The 17,842-nt window shown below is 43.3% G+C and carries 12 protein-coding genes and 2 pseudogenes; 4 read left to right on the forward strand and 10 right to left on the reverse strand.

Going from position 1 to position 17,842, the window contains the following annotated elements:
- Positions 1-153: 153 nt before the first annotated feature.
- Together MLD56_RS13250 and MLD56_RS13255 are read right to left on the reverse strand one after the other, a co-directional pair.
- Positions 154-1,404 carry a WD40/YVTN/BNR-like repeat-containing protein gene (locus tag MLD56_RS13250; RefSeq protein ID WP_029517498.1) on the reverse strand — a complete coding sequence of 417 codons (1,251 nt, stop codon included), beginning with the start codon at positions 1,402-1,404 and terminating at the stop codon, positions 154-156.
- Between the two features lie 162 nt (positions 1,405-1,566).
- Complete coding sequence (locus MLD56_RS13255) at positions 1,567-2,958, reverse strand: branched-chain amino acid transporter BcaP (RefSeq protein ID WP_029517497.1); 1,392 nt, start codon at positions 2,956-2,958, stop codon at positions 1,567-1,569.
- A 232-nt stretch (positions 2,959-3,190) separates the two neighbouring features.
- Between MLD56_RS13255 and MLD56_RS13260 the strand changes: the two genes are divergently transcribed.
- Entirely contained in the window at positions 3,191-4,120 is a 930-nt protein-coding gene (locus MLD56_RS13260; protein WP_029517496.1) for an L-lactate dehydrogenase, read from the forward strand.
- Positions 4,121-4,238: 118 nt separating this feature from the next.
- On the opposite strand, the gene MLD56_RS13265 is transcribed toward MLD56_RS13260, so the two are convergent.
- Positions 4,239-5,342 (reverse strand): DUF3900 domain-containing protein, encoded by a 1,104-nt coding sequence (locus tag MLD56_RS13265; protein WP_029517495.1) that lies wholly within the window; start codon positions 5,340-5,342, stop codon positions 4,239-4,241.
- A gap of 389 nt (positions 5,343-5,731) precedes the next feature.
- Between MLD56_RS13265 and MLD56_RS13270 the strand changes: the two genes are divergently transcribed.
- Positions 5,732-6,949 carry an MFS transporter gene (locus tag MLD56_RS13270; RefSeq protein ID WP_029517494.1) on the forward strand — a complete coding sequence of 406 codons (1,218 nt, stop codon included), beginning with the start codon at positions 5,732-5,734 and terminating at the stop codon, positions 6,947-6,949.
- Between the two features lie 83 nt (positions 6,950-7,032).
- Here MLD56_RS13270 and MLD56_RS13275 read toward each other — a convergent pair.
- A pseudogene (locus MLD56_RS13275) lies at positions 7,033-7,251 on the reverse strand (ABC transporter ATP-binding protein); the annotation flags it as partial.
- A 613-nt stretch (positions 7,252-7,864) separates the two neighbouring features.
- On the opposite strand from MLD56_RS13275, the gene MLD56_RS13280 reads away from it, so the two are divergent.
- Positions 7,865-9,826: an endonuclease MutS2 gene (locus tag MLD56_RS13280; protein WP_029517493.1), complete on the forward strand. Its 1,962-nt coding sequence runs from the start codon at positions 7,865-7,867 to the stop codon at positions 9,824-9,826.
- A 952-nt stretch (positions 9,827-10,778) separates the two neighbouring features.
- Here the strand turns inward: MLD56_RS13280 and MLD56_RS13285 are convergent.
- Both MLD56_RS13285 and MLD56_RS13290 read right to left on the reverse strand, forming a co-directional pair.
- Positions 10,779-11,735: a tyrosine-type recombinase/integrase gene (locus tag MLD56_RS13285; protein WP_029517491.1), complete on the reverse strand. Its 957-nt coding sequence runs from the start codon at positions 11,733-11,735 to the stop codon at positions 10,779-10,781.
- A gap of 297 nt (positions 11,736-12,032) precedes the next feature.
- A pseudogene (locus tag MLD56_RS13290) lies at positions 12,033-12,155 on the reverse strand (type I methionyl aminopeptidase); the annotation flags it as partial.
- Positions 12,156-12,458: 303 nt separating this feature from the next.
- Between MLD56_RS13290 and MLD56_RS13295 the strand changes: the two are divergent.
- Positions 12,459-12,626 (forward strand): hypothetical protein, encoded by a 168-nt coding sequence (locus MLD56_RS13295; RefSeq protein ID WP_007432475.1) that lies wholly within the window; start codon positions 12,459-12,461, stop codon positions 12,624-12,626.
- Positions 12,627-12,742: 116 nt separating this feature from the next.
- Here the strand turns inward: MLD56_RS13295 and MLD56_RS13300 are convergent, their stop codons facing one another.
- The 4 genes from MLD56_RS13300 to MLD56_RS13315 form a co-directional block, all read right to left on the reverse strand.
- On the reverse strand, positions 12,743-13,789 hold the full coding sequence (locus MLD56_RS13300) for a FecCD family ABC transporter permease (RefSeq protein WP_029517490.1): 1,047 nt from the start codon (positions 13,787-13,789) through the stop codon (positions 12,743-12,745).
- Between the two features lies 1 nt (position 13,790).
- Positions 13,791-14,855: a FecCD family ABC transporter permease gene (locus MLD56_RS13305; RefSeq protein ID WP_029517489.1), complete on the reverse strand. Its 1,065-nt coding sequence runs from the start codon at positions 14,853-14,855 to the stop codon at positions 13,791-13,793.
- Positions 14,856-15,077: 222 nt separating this feature from the next.
- Positions 15,078-16,058 (reverse strand): ABC transporter substrate-binding protein, encoded by a 981-nt coding sequence (locus MLD56_RS13310; protein ID WP_029517488.1) that lies wholly within the window; start codon positions 16,056-16,058, stop codon positions 15,078-15,080.
- A gap of 37 nt (positions 16,059-16,095) precedes the next feature.
- On the reverse strand, positions 16,096-17,811 hold the full coding sequence (locus MLD56_RS13315) for an ABC transporter ATP-binding protein (protein WP_029517487.1): 1,716 nt from the start codon (positions 17,809-17,811) through the stop codon (positions 16,096-16,098).
- Positions 17,812-17,842: the final 31 nt, after the last annotated feature.

The raw sequence follows: 17,842 nt of genomic DNA on the forward strand, positions 1-17,842 counted from the left end.
GATTATCACTCCTATCGTTGTTTACAGGTTTAGTATAACAGCGGCTTATTCGTTAGTTTGTGATTTTTTTCACATATAGTCGTATAAAATTTAAATTTTTTAAAAATAAAACGCCCTGAGAAAAATACCCCAGGGCAATCACCTTTATAGCGATTATAAAATTCTCCAGTTCGCACCGCCGTCCGTCGTTTTCAGCAGCAGTGACTTCTTGTCATCAAGGCGTTCCAGAAGCAGCCAACCCACCGAAGAAGAGGCGAAACGGAGCTTGACCGATCGTGGGTAGTCTTTTAGCTTCAAGGGTAGCACTTTGTTGCCTGTGAGACTTGTCCACGTCTTCCCCCCATCCAATGTACGGGTCAATCCGGTTTCGGTTATGATCCACCCTTCCTTTTCGTTTAGAAACGTACGGCCAGGGATAATAGAATTAATGTTGCTACTCAGACCCAAAGATACATCGCTCCATTGGGCCCCTGTATCATTTGTAAACAGTCCATTATATTTTGTGCCGTTAACCCCAGAGCAAAGAACTGGAATCCAATACGAGGTACTGCTCCCTTTCAGAGACTGCTGGGCTTCTGCTTTGGCCTGAGGGCAGCCCTGAATTCTGTTAGCTACCGGCGTCCAGGTTTTCCCTTGATTCAAAGTCTTGTACAACTTAACACTGTTATCTAGATTGATCGCTACAAATCCCTGCTTGTTGGAAGAAAAGCTCATCCCGGCCAGACTGCCCCGATCGGGTAAACCTGAGCCTGATTTGTTGGATGTCATACCAGAACTTTGCGCAACTTTATTCCACGTGGCTCCACCGTCAGTGGTGTGATACAACAGTTTTTGTTGATCCTGCTCATTCAGTTTTACATATGCCATGATCCAGCCAGTAGTTGGATTTACATATTGGATCGAGCTCACATGATCCCCGCTTGGAAGCGCTGAAACATCCCAGCTCTGTCCTCCATCTGCTGTTCTCAGAATGACGGTTGCTGTTTTGTCCAAATTTTGGCGGACAACCCAACCATGACGCGAATCAGTGAAACTGATGTCCTTTCCATATTCAAGTTTGTCTTGAAATTGGACGTTTTCGGAGGGGGAAATATTATTCCATGTCTTTCCGCCATCATGAGTATCATAAAGTCGGAGCTCATTATGGGTAACTCCCCAAACTAACCCTTTATTATTATCAATCAAATGAAAATCCGCTATTCGCGTCTGAACTACATATTTGGCGTTGGGATCGCCCACCTTTGGAGTCACTGGTGGATTAATAGTAATCGTCTGACCCTGATCATCAGGTTCCTCAATCGGAGGTTTTGTTAACGTTTCTGGGGCTTCAGCAGAACAGGCAGTCAGCAGAATACCTATCAGCAGTAGTACTCCCCCCAAGAGCGCACGCCAGCGCAGTTTCATATAAAAATCCTCCCTCGATGGCATGCTGTAATCACGTGCCAAAAGCTTATCTGAAACAGAATTATACCATAAACACCTCTATGTGACACATTTCGCGTAATGACAAAAAAAACCGGCCCCTTCACAAAAGTGCAGGATGCCGGCTTTTTATACTAAAATTTATTAGGATTTACGGTTCAACAAACTTTTGTGGTATCCATAGAAGAAATAGATCAGCAATCCAAGCAGGAGCCACACAATGAATCCAATCCAGGTGCTAATATGAAGCTGAAGCATCAGACCGATGCAAACCAACGCACTTAAAAGCGGGAGCAACGGAACCCACGGCACAGTAAAGCCTCTTTTCAAATCAGGGCGTTTCTTGCGCAGAACGATAACCCCTACCGATACCACAGCAAAAGCGAACAGGGTTCCAATACTCGTCAAATTGGTCAGTGCATGTAACGGGAACAATCCACTAGCCAATGCGATAATACTACCTACCAGCCAAGTGCTTCGAATCGGTGTTTGAGTTTTGGCATTTATTTTAGATAAAAAAACGGGTAAAAGACCATCACGTGACATGGAGAAAATCAACCGTGTTTGACCAAACAACAGCACCAGTAAAACGGTGGTCATCCCCGCAATCGCTCCGACTGAAATCAATCCGGCTACGAAATCCTGATGAATAAAACGGAGGGCAAACGCAACAGGATCACTTACCCCCAACTGCGTATAAGGTACCATTCCCGTTAGCACAACTGAAACGGCAATGTACAATACCGTGCAGATCGCAAGAGAAGAAATAATGCCGATGGGCATATTCCGCTGCGGATTGCGAACTTCTTCGGCTGCAGTTGAGATGGCATCGAAACCCAGATAAGCAAAAAATACGATTGCCGCAGCACTCAAAACACCAGAAAATCCATAAGGCAAAAATGGTGTCCAGTTGTCAGGCTTAACATAAAAGATACCGATTGCAATAAATAGCAATACAACTCCGACTTTAACACAAACCATTATTAAATTGAATCGAACCGTCTCCTTGGCTCCGAGACTCAGTAACAGTGTGATGAGCATAATGATGCACACGGCTGGTAGATCAATAATGGTTCCCTTGGTCGAATCGAAGGCTGCGGTTAAAGCCAGCGGTAAATGTATATCAAATCCAGCCAGCAAGCCTTGAAAGTATGCAGACCATCCACTACTCACAGAGGCGGCCGCCACTCCATATTCCAGAATCAGGTCCCAACCCAGTACCCAGGCCAAAATTTCTCCAAATACAATATAACTATACGCATAAGCGCTCCCAGCTGCGGGAACTGTAGATGATAGCTCCGCATAACATAAGGCTGCTAGTACGCAGGCAATACCTGCAATAACAAAGGAGAGCATCAATCCAGGACCTGCATTTTCTGCTGCTGCCTTGCCAGTAATAACAAAAATCCCGGTACCGATAATACATCCTACACCTAGCATGGTGAGATCAAAGGCACCCATTGTTCTCTTTAAGCGACCTGTAGATCCGCTTTCCTCATGCGGGAGCAGTCCTGTTTTTTTTCGAAATAAGTCCATATGCCGAATCCTCTTTCCATAATTTCATGCGTCAATATCGGTGCTGCAACGCTTTAGTGCGTGTTCTTATCATTCGATTAATTATTAGCGAGCTCGCCTTTGAAGTCAAGGAAAAATGTCATATTTCTTTGCGATGGGTTAGTATATAGGGTACACTGAGTTGGAAAGATAAATTTTTAAGTAATATCCCAAAATGAAAAGGTATACAACCCGAGAAGGAGATGAGGATTTTATGAGCTTAAAACCTTACAAACGAAGTAGAGTGGCTATTGTCGGCATGGGAGCGGTTGGCACAACAACCGGCTACACCCTGCTGCTGCGCCAACGCATGCAAGAACTTGTCTTTATTGATGTCAACGTCAAAAAGGCGAAGGGGGAAATGCTCGATATGAATCATGGGCTTCCTTTTCTCGGCGGTGTCAAAGTATGGGCGGGTGATTATGAAGACTGCCGTAATGCAGATATCATCATTGTTGCAGCGGGAGCTTCACAAAAGCCGGGAGAAACACGTATTGATCTTCTCAAGCGTAATGCCGAAATTTTTGAAAGTATTATTGATAATATCGTCAAGGTCAATACACATGGCATTTTGCTGATCGCAACCAATCCAGTGGACATTCTCTCCTACATCTCTTGGAAACGCAGTGGTTGGCCTTCAAGCAGAGTCATTGGATCAGGAACGTTGCTGGACAGCGCACGCTTCCGCTATTTGATCGGGAAGCAAAAAGGCATCGATCCACGAAGCATCCACGCCCACATTATTGGAGAACACGGTGACTCCGAGTTACCTGTATGGAGCACGGCCAACGTAGCTGGAACTCCGCTGGAACTGGGTGAAGAAACGAAAAATGAAATTTTTGAAAATACCAAGAATGCTGCCTATGAAATTATAGATGCTAAAGGCGCAACTTCTTATGCTATAGGGCTGGCTCTCGACCGAATCGTAGCCGCCATTCTCGGTGACGAGGGGTCGGTACTTAATGTGTCCACCTTGCTGGAAGATTATAACGGAGTATCTGACGTATATTTAGGTGTTCCAAGTATCGTAGATCACAATGGAGTACGTGAAATTTTGGATCTTCCGCTCAATGACGAGGAACGTGCTAGGTTGCTTCAATCTGCGGACAAGCTGAAAGATCAAATTAGCAAAGTTCATATGTAGATCGGGAACATAAAAGCTAAACAAAACTGGCCTCCACAGCGGTAATATCCGTTGAGAGGCCAGTTTTTTAGTCATTATAATGTAAAAATTCAGTTTGTCGTCCTGCTATGCATTCGAATTACCAAGGTGGCGTATCGCCATCCGCATCCTCATTTTCATGCTGGCGTTTCTCTTTTAGCCGCTCAGCCACCGTTTCAAACGATTCAGGTTGAAGCAGCTCAATCGGTGAAAATCCCTTTTCAAACGTAAATGCGTCACCTTCAATAATAAGTGCATATCGATCATGAAGTTTCGTGATATGCAGCTTGGCGCCAAAGTCGGACAGTAGCCCACGCACGGCCGTATCATCTAGTTTAAAACGAACTTCAATTTCTGGTTTCAGCTCGACAATATGCTGTGCAGCCTCTACGACCTGGAGAGGTTCCCATTTCCCTTGCAGATCCCGTTTTTCGCTCGCCGCCCACAATTCCAGATCGCGCTCTTCCTGCTGTCTTTCCTCATTAGATGCATCCGGCCATTTGGTTTCTACGTAATTCTGAACGAAGCCCATGACATGCTCATTGACGATTTCCGGCATGGATTGCTCATAGGTCACGAATTTCAAAAAATCCTCAAAATACCGGGCATGCGAAGACTGGTGAATTTTAAGCTCCCACTCATCGTTCATCCCCTCCTCAAGCATGTAAGGATACATGATGGATTTCATATTACGGGCAGAAATAGCCATTTCGACCTCACTCACCAGACTGCTTTCAGTAATTCTGGCAATTTTAGGCTCGAAATCACATTTAAGCACAAAAATAAACGGATCATCCGAGTGTGTATTCAAGGTTGCCTGTACAATGATCAGCGCTCCGCCGCGTACTGCGCTCGTATCCAGATACATCCGCACCAGATCGTCACAAGCATTTTTAAAATCTTCCTTATCCTCTGCTGCCCGCAGTCGGGCGAACATATTAAAATTCGGATTACTGCTCAATTCATGCTCCGGTTCGACGATAAAGCGGCCGATTTTGGTCGGTGCCTGCTCTGTGCTGGGATTTTTTTCAACCTTCCGCTTGCTAATACGAGTAAATTCCCCGTCCAGAAATTTTTTAACATCGCTTTCGTCATAATCGTAGTCGTCCATCGTAGCGTAATGCTTATAGGACTTACCACCCTGTCCTTCTTTTCCATCTACCTGAATTACAAAAAAAGATAAAAAATCCACTTGAAAGTTCATTTACGTTCCATTCGCTCCTTTTCAGGCATGTACGCGTAATTATATCACTATGATTTTAAAAGGTACATCGGATTCAGCCGCCTATTATTAAGATAAATATTTTTAGTTAACATAATATTTATTATGTAAATTAATTTTTCGATTAGATATCATTCCTAATTCACAAGTTTAAAGTGAGTACTTTTACTACTATTCTATTTCACGTTCTTAACGATCATTGACCTCTTTATTTTCTATGCTCTACTTTCTTCATGATTCAAAAAACATTTGACTAAATAGTAGTTAATTTATTATATTATCTATTATTACATAGACAAAAATATTTTTTGTTTATTTAAAATGACATCTCAAGGATCTTGTACCCTGGAAAAGGAAAGGAGAGTTTGTAGTTGTTTAATAATCCATATATAAGGACCATAATCGCCTCCAATGCGCTGCTAAATTTGGGCATTTGGGTGCGCAACTTTGCCATACTGTTGTATGTAACAGATTTGACTCATAATGATCCCGTATACGTGTCGCTCATTTCAGTTGCTGAATTCATGCCTATTTTTCTGTTCGCTATCATTGGAGGAACATTCGCGGACCGTTGGCGGCCCAAACGGACCATGATTAGTTGCGATTTGCTGTCCGCTGCCTCTATTTTTATTGTCTTGTTGGCATTATGGTACGGGTCATGGCAGGTGCTTTTGCTGTCCACTTTCTTTTCGGCCATTCTATCTCAATTTTCTCAGCCGTCTGCGATGAAGATATTTAAGCAGCATGTAGCACCAGAACAGCTTCAGGGAGTGATGGCCCTTTTTCAATCTCTCATGGCATTATTTATGGTTATCGGCCCCGTTATCGGTACATTTATTTATCAACACTTTGGAATTTTCATTTCAATGTCTATATCCGGAATATTGTTTCTCATCTCGGCGCTTGTCCTGACTCGTATTCCACAAGATGAACAAGCACTTGAGATAGATGATCAACCCCCTCATTTCATTCAAGAGCTTAAAGAAGGAATACGTTATGTATGGAATAACCGCACACTTCGCACGCTTGGGGGAACATTCACCGTAATTGGGCTAGCGGTCGGACTTATTCAACCATTAATGGTTTTTATCGCCATCGAGAACCTTGGACAAAACAAGGAATTCCTGCAATGGCCATTAATGGCGAACGGAGCGGCTATGCTGGTGGGAGGCGGTCTGATTATGGGGGTTGCCAAAAAAGTACAGCCGCAATTACTGCTGGTGGTCGGACTTTTGGTCAGCACACTGACAACCTTTGGAGTCGGATGGTCGCACAATATTGTGCTGACCATGGCACTACAAGTTTTCAGCGGCCTATTTTATCCTTGCATTCATATCGGTATCAACACAATGATGATGAAAAACGCCGAAGCTGCTTTTATCGGCCGCGTCGGTGGTGCCCTCTCTCCCCTGTTCTCCGGGATGATGGTCGTCGGTATGAGTATTGGCGGAACACTCAAACACGAATCCTCCCTGAACACCGTATATACCGTGAGCGCCGGCTTGTTTTTGGTCGGAGCGACGCTGTTGTTACCATTGCTTCGTGACAGGCGGCCTGTACAAGCTGTCATAGCCGATGATTCTGAATAGCAGCACAAGAAACCGCCCCTGGAGAGGTGATATGCCATCCTCCGGGGCGGTTTCTTAATGTTTGTATCATAATTTCAGACGGATTATGACTCTCTTCCTTCATGCTGTCTTTTCCACAATCGTGCATCCAGGCCGTTATCATCCAACAGCTCATCATGTTGTCCCTGCCCTACGGCCATTCCTTTGTCCAATACTACAATACGGTCCGCGTTTCGTATCGTTTTGAGGCGATGAGCAATAGCAATGACCGTTCCACCTTGGACAAGGCGGTTAATAGCCTGTTGAATATCCTTCTCATTATCATTTAATAGATAACAAAACTTTATTAGATATCGAGTTTACATAATATATGTTATGTTAATATAAGGATCACCATTGTAGCGTATTAAAGAAGTAGGACTTGACTTCAACGCCTGTCCAATCGTATAGTATGGTTATATCTTCAATTAAGGGAGAGATTTTGATGTCGGTGAACGTTCTTAACTAAGCAATTACATATTCAGGGAGTATCATCAGGCGCTTGTACCCTTCGGGGACAGGTTTGTTTGTTGCTGTGTTGTTACCCTGATATTAGTTAAGAACATGCGGATATCATAGATCGCCTTCGGGATTATCTTCATCTAGGCCCTATTCCGTGCTGTGTTCAGCGCGGTTTTTTTGTTTTCAGATTTTGTAACTTCCCTTTAAACGTCTTCCTTTCACGATCCCAATAGCTTAGCAAAGAACTATTGCGTGAATGAATTGGAAAAACGTAACTCGGAACTACAAAAGTTGAATAACAGGCTTATTTGAAGATAAATTCCCTCTTTCCTTAAGGGCGGAGAATGAACGTTTTGTTCATTCTCCGCCCTTTTTTATTTTAACAGCAAGGTTTTCTAAATCCTTACACCACACAACCAAAGGAGAGATTTATTCATGAACGAAACTACAATGCTGCGTTTGGAATATGATCAAATTAAAACAAGAGTTTCTGAATGTGCTTTTTCTTACCTGGGTAAGCGTCACGCTGCTACTATGCGGCCAATTACTGATATCCGTACCATTAAGATTCGTCTTGACGAAACGAACGAAGCGTTACAGATCATTCGCCACGGAGCAAGCGTTCCTGTTCCTTCGTTGGAAGGTATGGAGCACATTCTTCAACTGCTCGGAACCGGGTATATGTTCAGCGAGCGTGATTTTTCTCATATGGCTCAATTCATTCGAAGCTGTATTCAACTGATAAAATATATGCATTCCAAGGCGGACGCTGCTCCAACCGTCAGCGCTTATGCATCTTCCATGTATAGCATGGAGCCACTTTTATCCGAAATCGAAAGATGTATTCATTCGGGACGTGTGACGGATATGGCCAGTAAAGAACTAGCTAAAATTCGCAAAAAAATTGCGGTTACTGAAGAACGTATCAAGAGAAAACTTGACTCTCTCACCAGCCGTCACCGATCCATTATGCAAGAAAATATGATTAGTCAGCGCAATGGCCGTTACGTGCTTCCAATCAAAAAAGAATTCCGTAAACAAGTGAAAGGTAATGTACTGGATGAATCAGGAAGTGGTCAAACGGTTTACGTTGAACCTGCCGAGATTACGAATCTGCAATTCGATCAGAGCGCGAACATGGCAGAAGAATCAAAAGAAGAAATGAAAGTGCTGGGAGACCTGACGGCAATGGCTGAGTCATACAACCGGGAACTAAGCATCAATACAGAGACAGTAGGTGTATTGGATTTTTTATTGGCAAAAGCCAAATACGCCATGACTCTGGATGCTATCCCTGTCGAACTTAACCTTAACGGGATTATAGACATCCAAGGTGCACGTCACCCGTTGATGTCCCATACCATGGTGCCGCTTGATTTCTCAATTGGCGAAGGATATTCCTCACTCATCATCACCGGACCGAACACAGGCGGAAAAACGATGGCCCTCAAAAGCGTCGGTCTTTTAACACTAATGGTGCAATCGGGGCTACTGGTACCTGTTTTGCATGGCAGCCGAATGGCTGTATTCGAGGAAATTGTGGTAGACATCGGGGATGGACAAAGCATTGAACATGCTTTGAGCACCTTTTCTGCACACATCCGCAACATGATTAGCATATTAGAGACAACAGGCAACTCTACTCTGATCCTGATTGATGAAATGGCATCCGGTACCGATCCGGGAGAAGGAGTAGGTCTCTCTATCGCGTTGCTAGAAGAATTCCATCGTCGCCGGGCGACAGTAGTGGCTACAACGCACTTTAGCGAAATTAAGCATTTTGCTGAAAATACACCGGGATTTCAGAATGCTCGTATGGAGTTTGATACCGAAACGCTACAGCCTTTGTACCGACTTCGCATTGGAGAGGCCGGAGAAAGCTACGCATATGCAATTGCCCTGAAGCTGGGCATGTGGACACGTATTATCGAGCGTTCCGAGGCCATTTCTGCGGGCAGAGCATCTCAAAATACACAGGAATCGTTTGTTATTCCCCCTTGTGTTGATGATGAAATGTCTGATGATGCAAATAAGTCTCTTCCTAAAAAAGCGGCTTTTGACGATACAGCCACAAAACAGAGGAAACAAGAACTTCCTCTCAAAACCAAGCCATTTGCCCTTGGTGATAGTGTTTATGTAGGCTACCTGGATCGAACTGGAATTGTATACAAAACCGAGGATGAACGGGGGAATGTCGGAATTTTGATCCAAGGACAAAAACTGAGCATTAACAAAAAGAGGCTCGTCCTTCACATCGCTGCTACTGAACTGTATCCTGACGACTATGATCTGGATATTGTTTTAGAAACCAAGGAAAACCGCAAAAAACGGAAACTGCTGAGACGCAAGCATGTCGAAGGAGTGATGATCGAATCTCCCCCAGAAAATGAAATATAGACGCACCGGTATATTCTCAACTGAAAAATAAGCTATTTTTATATTGTCAGTGAAACTTGAATCTGCAAGCGGACACTTAACAAGAGCGATCCACTTGCAGATTCTACCACAACGAAAAACATAATATATATTATGTAAACTAAACGGTTTCCCTCTTATTTGTATTACTCAATCCGGCACTCATCGAATAATCACTTTTGTTATCATTCTAACGTTAGGATACAAAGGCATCTTATGCTTAGATTTGTAGGATTCAAAAAATTGATAGGGATGTTCTTCTTTCATGAGAACGTCCTCATTTAAATTAACTACCATAGTACCAGGTTCAAATTTATTTCTTTAAATAAATTTGTGTTAGCTTTCGTCAAGGCAATATCATACTAACCTTTAATTCACCATTGCTTTCCAGCTTATTTTGAATTATTCTAATGCTAATCATAAGACGATCATTAAAATAAGGAGGCTAGTCTATTGAAGAATGCTGTTGAAGAACTGGCGAGAATCATCGAAGATTTATCATGATTAAGCATTCAACATCCCCTATCAAAATTGAATCGTATGCGCAAAATGAATGGGTGGCAGCTAATCAGTATCAGGAAGTGTTCTCTTACGTGGATGTCATACATCTATGGAAACTATTGAATAAGCAAATCATAAATGTTTTAAACTCATGTACATCATTCGATTCTAAGAAAAGATTTCAAAAAGATGACCACTCCACCGAAACATTACAGTGGCTAGTTGACGATTATATTCAGCATTTGCGGCATCATTTGGAACAAATCAATCAAAAACAAGACTAACGCTATGAAAAAGAATACTACGTTCATGATTGTAATGACCTAATGACGTTGATGTGATTTTCAAGTCAGGATGTAATTCTGCCCAATGAGTTTACATAATTATTATTATGTAAACTCATTTTCATTTAATCTCAACTTTCACGCTGTACTTATAATCCTGATATTGGTATCTGAATATCCAGCTTATCCATTGCTTTTTCTTTTTCCCGATCAGTGACATGTGTGTATACTGTGGTTGTCTGAATGGATGAATGCCCTAGCAGCTCCTGTACGGTACGCAGATCTGCTCCCTTACGCAATAGCATTGTCGCAAATGTATGTCTCAGCTTATGGCTGGAATAAGCCTCCCGGCGTTCTATACTCTTATCTTGCTGGAATCTTTCGAACGTTTCTGTAGCGATCTGTTGAATAGTGCGCACTGCCAGACGGCGACCTTTTTGGGATACAAACATCGCATCCTCTTTACCTCTCCACGGCGTCAATCTTTCCTCCAACGCATGCTCCACAAAATCACACACGGCTTCCGGTACCGGGAGAGTACGCCACTTACGTCCTTTACCGAACACATCTAAGGTACGTCTTTCTCGACTGTAATCCGAGACATTCAATGAGTGAACCTCCCCCACCCGCAATCCCATGTAAACCATCAGCAGAAAAATTGCCATATTACGATTTGCATATTTCCCTTCCACCGCAAGCAAAAACGGATGAATATCCTTTTCATCCAGATAGACGGGCATACGATTCTTTTCAGTCTTTGCTTTTTTAATTCCCGCTGCCGGATTTGTGCTGCATAACTCAAATTCCTGTAGCGCTTTAAAAAAACTGTTCACCGCTGCATGCTTCCGGTTCCGCGTACTATCTCCGGCGCCTCCTTCCCGCGCTTTAGACAAATACGACATAACATGAATCTTCTTCACCTGATCGAGTGGTTTATCACGCAACGTGCGTAAAAACTGCTTCACATCCCCTATATAATTTTTTTGCGTATGTATCGTATATCCAGCATCCTTCATCCAAATCAAAAAAGCTTCCAGCTCCTCAGTATATATTTCATCAATTTCTTCTGTTGTATCGAGCTCCACATGTCGCAACTCTTTTTTCATCCCGCTCGCCTCCAATTCAGTTCATATTCCGAAATATACTGTAAAACGATCATTTTCGTCTGATTTTTATCGACAATTCAATCGACATCTTACGCAGGAGAGATTCCAAAAGTCGTTTTAAACCTAAACAGCGTATAATTTATATTATACGCTGTTTTTTAAACGCTTTTCAAGGGCAAATAGAGCGTTTTTCCTCTTGTTTAGCAACCGAGCGAAAGCTTTAGCATTAGAACCGCATAAATGCGGTTCATATTCGTTATAATTTTGTTCGCCAGTAACCAGAAAGGCACTACTACTTTATAGCAGTGTCAGAATTTGAGGACCATCCTCTGTAATCGCAACTGTATGTTCATATTGAACACAAATCGAATGATCTATTATTCGAGCTGTCCAACCGTCATGTTCCACACAAGAACCCCAACTCCCCATGATAGCCTAGCCTTTAAATCAGAAAACATGAGACAGTCAAATTATATACATTAAGTTAATTACCCCTAATCCCTTGTTATCGCCAGCATCAGGAAGTATATCTAAGAACTCATGAGGTGAGCCGCTGTCGACATGGCATGGATGATGAGAAAAAGTAATTTGCAGTCTCGCTCCGTTTTCCCTTGATCGTTCAGCACGATATACTTAAAGAAGTCGAAAGGAAACCTTATATTCGGCCTATGCTCATTTCAAAAATGTAGGTTTATTCATGACAAAGGGAGTGTTCATTTATTTATGAGTACCGAAATGCTGGAACGTCGAAGTGAAATTCTAAAACGAAACATCCATCAATTGCTGGTTCAGGAAAATCAACACGGCGTGACACGTCAGGAAAATTACACGTTGCATAAAATGATCAGAGAGCTGCATCAAACCTCTCATGCCTTGAATACTTCCCGTTGAGATGAAAGGCTTCTAAATCAAATGAAAAAAATAACCTTCAGCCCCACTTCCTTAGTGGTGTTGAAGGTTATTTTTTTGTGTAGCCTTTAATTAACAGGTCATACCCTTTTGTGATCTTACCCTTTGGAGCGGCTCAACAGATATAAGAAGTATGGCGCACCAATGATGGCTACAATCAAACCTGTCGGAATTTCTTTCTGTAAAGGTAAGGATCGTGTGATCGTATCCGCTACAAGTACCAGGAGTGCTCCGACTAAAGCACAGGTTACCAGTAGCATTTTATGCTTCGGACCCACCAGCTTTCTTGCCAAATGTGGAGCCACCAAACCAACAAAACCGATACCGCCACTAACCGAAACACTAGAACTAGCCAATCCAACCGCAGCAGCGAGAAGGAGAATACGTTCCTTTTCGATAGGTGTACCCAACCCCGATGCCGTCTGATCCCCCAGATTAAGCACATTCATCACATTTGCTTTGTAGTATGCGAAAGGAAGTAATACAATCAGCCAAGGCAACAGAGCCATTACGAATTTCCAGTTTGAGCCCCAGATGCTTCCTGCTAACCAATTAGCTACAAACGTGTAGCTTTCAGGTGTCAGCTTAAGAGTCATAATGATCATCGCAGCACTGATACCCGCCGCTACGCCAATTCCGCTCAGCAGTAGTCGTGTCGGGGAAATCCCTTCGCCTTTCTTGTAAGAAAGCGCGTAGATGAGAATAGCAGCTGCTCCTGATCCAATCAGCGCAAGAGCGGGAAGTAAAAACAATGAATTCATAGTTTGCATAGATGGAAAAAGCAATACAAACAGCATGACCATCAACCCAGCACCCGCATTAATCCCCAGAATACCCGGATCCGCTAGACCGTTACGCGAAACCCCTTGCATGATGCAGCCAGAAACAGCGAGACCTGCACCGATTAGAAGGGAAATAACCATTCGTGGCAATCGGAATTCAAATAGGATTAATTCCTGCTGTGGAGTCCCTTGTCCAAACAAGGTTCTAAATAACTCCATTGGGGAAAGCCGGATGGTTCCCGTATTCGCACTTATGGTGAACGCAGCAATGAGCAATATGAGCAGAATGACAACAACCATCCAATCATGGATTTTTTTACGATGACTAGCTTTGGCAATAGCCCCATTCGTAACGTTATTCATCTTACAGTGCCCTCCTTTCTTTACGTGCCAGATAAAGGAAGAATGGAACCCCAATTAAGGCAATAAGTACGCCCACCGGTGTTTCCTCAGGCGCGTTAATCATACGGGCTGCCAGGTCGGCAAACACAATGAGTAAAGCTCCCATAATGGCCGAGCACGGAATAATCCAGCGATAATCGACGCCAACCAGCTTGCGGGTTATATGGGGAATAATCAATCCCACAAAACCTATAGAGCCAACCAATGACACCGCTGCACCCGCCAGAATCAGAACAAGAATCATCCCGACTACCTTTACCACCCCAGTTCGCTGACCAAGACTCAATGCAATTTCGTCTCCCAGACTAAGTAGCGTAATGGAGCGCGACAACATGAGAGCGCCGATAAAAGCTGCCACAACCCAAGGCAAAACTATACCAAGCTGAACCCACTTGGTTCCACTAAGCCCTCCGGCATACCAAAAAGCCAAATCCTGTCCAACATTAAAGTATAAACTGATCGCATCTCCTAAGGCAGACAGCAATGCCGTGACAGCTGCACCCGCCAATACAAGACGAACTGGCGTAAGACCTGATTTGGATATAGAACTTGTACCATATACCATCACAACAGCCAGAGCTGCACCAACGAAGGAATACAACATTAATTGTAAAAAAGAAGAACCCGGAAAAATTGCAAAGCAAATCGCCATCGCCAAGCTGGCTCCCGAGTTCAGTCCAAGCAAGCCCGAGTCAGCAAGTGGATTTCGAGTCATTCCTTGCATAATTGCACCTGCAACGGCAAAGCAAACACCGATTAAAACCCCACCCAGAATTCGAGGTAGACGGATTTCCCAAATAATTTGATGGTTTTGCAACTCGGGTTTAAAATGAAAAACAGCGTTCCATACCTCTTCTAGGCTAATAGAGGCTGCACCAAAAGATAGGGATAGCGCGATACCGAACGCTAAAAGTCCAAGCCCAGCTGTCAGGATAAGCGAAGCCGCCCAAGGTCGCGAGTGGAATTGAGTCGGCGATTGGTTATGATTACTTTGAGCGGGGCTATCCGATGATTCTGATAATTTCATAACTATTGTTCACCCTTACTGTTGAATAGTATGTAGCTATCACGACTGTGTGAAGATGATGTTGATAATGAGAATTATTATCATGCAATCTTTACTATTGTAAATTAATGTGGCAACGGCTTCAATAGCAAATTTCAAGGAATGCCTAATGTTCTGTCCTGTTGTGAAAAAATAAAGCCCTTCGGCATAAATACCAAAGGGCTGCCAACAACACCGAAGCGACTACTTCTGTGTGGCGTTCTCTTTATTCCGCTGGACGATCATATCTGCGATTTCTTCAGCTTGCCCTACAATAGCAATGGGATCGAAGTACCAATATCGATCCTCCTGAAGCTCAAAAAGTTTACCTTGACGGACCGCATCTAATGATTTCCATATGCTGTCTCCTTTGTAACCTCTCAAATCCTTGTTAACCGTCAGAAAGATATAAGAGCCTGCATATTGATTAATGACTTCTTTTGACACCGATTTCCATTGAGTCTCGCCTAATAATTCTTTTTGGACAAGCGGCGAAGGTGTTAAATTGAGTCCTCTATATACCGCCTGTCCTCCTCTGCCAAAATTATCACCATATACATAGTATTCTTTTTCCGAAGCTTCCATTACGGTGAACGTATCCTCAGGCTGAATAATTCCCTTTAGCTTGTCACGTGCGGCCTGCATCCGCTGATCGTATTGGGCAAGCCATGTTTGGGCTTCCTGTTCTTTTCCAAGCAGCTCACCAAAAGCTGTCAGTTCCTCATGCACATTCTTGTACGTTCCATAAGGAATGACGATGGTCGGAGCAATTTTACTATATTTTTCATATTCAGAAGCATCTTTGGAACCAATCAGAATCATATCCGGCTGTAGAGCCAATACTTTTTCAATGGATACACTACCGCGGTCTCCAATGCTTGCAATGCCTTGTACAAGATCCTTCGAAAACGGATTATCCAGATAATATTTAACACTTCCCACAGGTTTAATCCCTAGTGCTAGTAAATCATTCTGGTACATATCTACTACAATCCGCTGAGGGTGAACCGGAATCTTAATATCTCCATGAATCGTTTTGACTGTTTTCATTTCCTCTGACTTTTGTTCACTAGAAGTTTGATTCTGCTTTTCATCCGGCTGCTTCACGTTTCCACTACAGGCGGTAAGAACTAAAATGACTGACAGAAGCATCATCACAATCCACATTTTCTTTGTCAAGCCCAATCTTCCTCTCTCTATTTACGGTGTCATATCGGCCTATTTACGTTCCATATTGAGCTTGGTGCAGGCGACTATATGCTCCTTTTACTGCCAATAACTCTTCATGTCTGCCTTGCTCGGCAATCCCTTGATCTGCAACTACGATAATGCGGTCAGCATTTTTGATTGTTGCCAGACGATGTGCGATAACGAGTGTCGTGCGACCTTGGGAAAGCTCTGTCAGCGCCTGCTGAATCGCGGCTTCTGTCTCTGTATCCAATGCTGATGTCGCTTCATCTAAAATGAGAATAGGCGGATTTTTAAGGAACATCCGGGCAATAGACAAACGTTGCTTTTGACCACCGGAGAGCTTCACACCTCGCTCACCGATCATTGTATCCAGACCATCCGGATATGAGCGAACAAGGTCTTCAATCTGAGCTCGACGAGCAGCATCCCAGATTTCTTCTTCCGAAGCGTCAAGCTTACCGTAAGCAATATTTTCACGAATCGTTCCATCAAAGAGGAATACATCCTGCTGTACGATACCAATCATGGATCGCAGCGAATCCAGCTTCATTTCACGGATACCCATCCCATCAATGGTAATGCTACCTTCCTCGACATCATAGAAGCGAGGCAACAAACTGCAAAGTGTCGTTTTACCTGCTCCTGAAGGACCTACAAGTGCTACGGTTTCACCTGCATGGATAGATAGGTCTACTTTGCGTAATACCTTATCTTTGTTTTCGTAACCAAACGTTACACCTGCAAATTGAATATCTCCATTAAGATGGCTAACCGCCTTGGCCCCAGGCAGATCTTCTACATCCGATTCACTTTCCAGCAAATCCAGGTACCGTCGGAAGCCGGCAATCCCTTTCGGATACGTTTCGATGACAGAATTAATTTGTTTAATTGGCCCCAGGAATACATTAGACAGCATCACAAATGCGATAAATTCCCCGTAGGTCATCTGCCCTTCGATAACAAACCATGTTCCACACACAAGAACAAACAATGAAACCAGCTTCATTAGTATAAAACTAATCGAGGAATTCCAGGCCATAATCCGGTACGCGATCAGCTTCGTTTTACGAAAACGTCCATTATTCTCAGCAAAACGTTCCATTTCATGTGCTTCGTTGGAGAACGCTTGAACAACGCGAATCCCGCTGACATTATTTTCAATACGAGCGTTATAATCCGCAATATCAGAAAACATACGATGGAATGCAGCAGACATTTTACGGCTGAAATAAAGAGACAAGTAAATCATGAGGGGTACAATGATGAAAGTCAGTACAGCCAGCTTCCAGTTAATGCCGAGCATGATTCCAAAGGCTCCCCCCAGTGTCATCAACGCGATGAACAAATCTTCGGGTCCGTGGTGGGCAATTTCCCCAATATCCATCAGGTCGTTGGTCATACGTGACACGAGATGCCCTGTTTTGTTATTGTCAAAAAAGCGAAAAGATTGCTTTTGTACCCGATCAAACAGCTTTTTACGCATGTCCGATTCGATGTTAATACCCAGCTTGTGCCCCCAATAGGTAACTACGTAATTCAGCGCAGCACTTATGACATAAATACCGAGTAGAGCTAGACAGGCATATAAAATCCATTTCCAGTTCCCACTGGGTAGCAAATCATCGACCACCCGGTTGACTGCAAGTGGAAAAGCTAACTCCAGCAGTGCTGCCAGCAAGGCACAAGAGAAATCAATGATGAACAAAGTCCGGTAAGGACGGTAGTATTCAAAAAATCGTCTAAGCATAGTCATGACTTCTCCTTTCTAATTTCAATTA

Source organism: Paenibacillus peoriae, assembly GCF_022531965.1.
GTDB classification, from domain to species: Bacteria; Bacillota; Bacilli; order Paenibacillales; family Paenibacillaceae; genus Paenibacillus; species Paenibacillus polymyxa_D.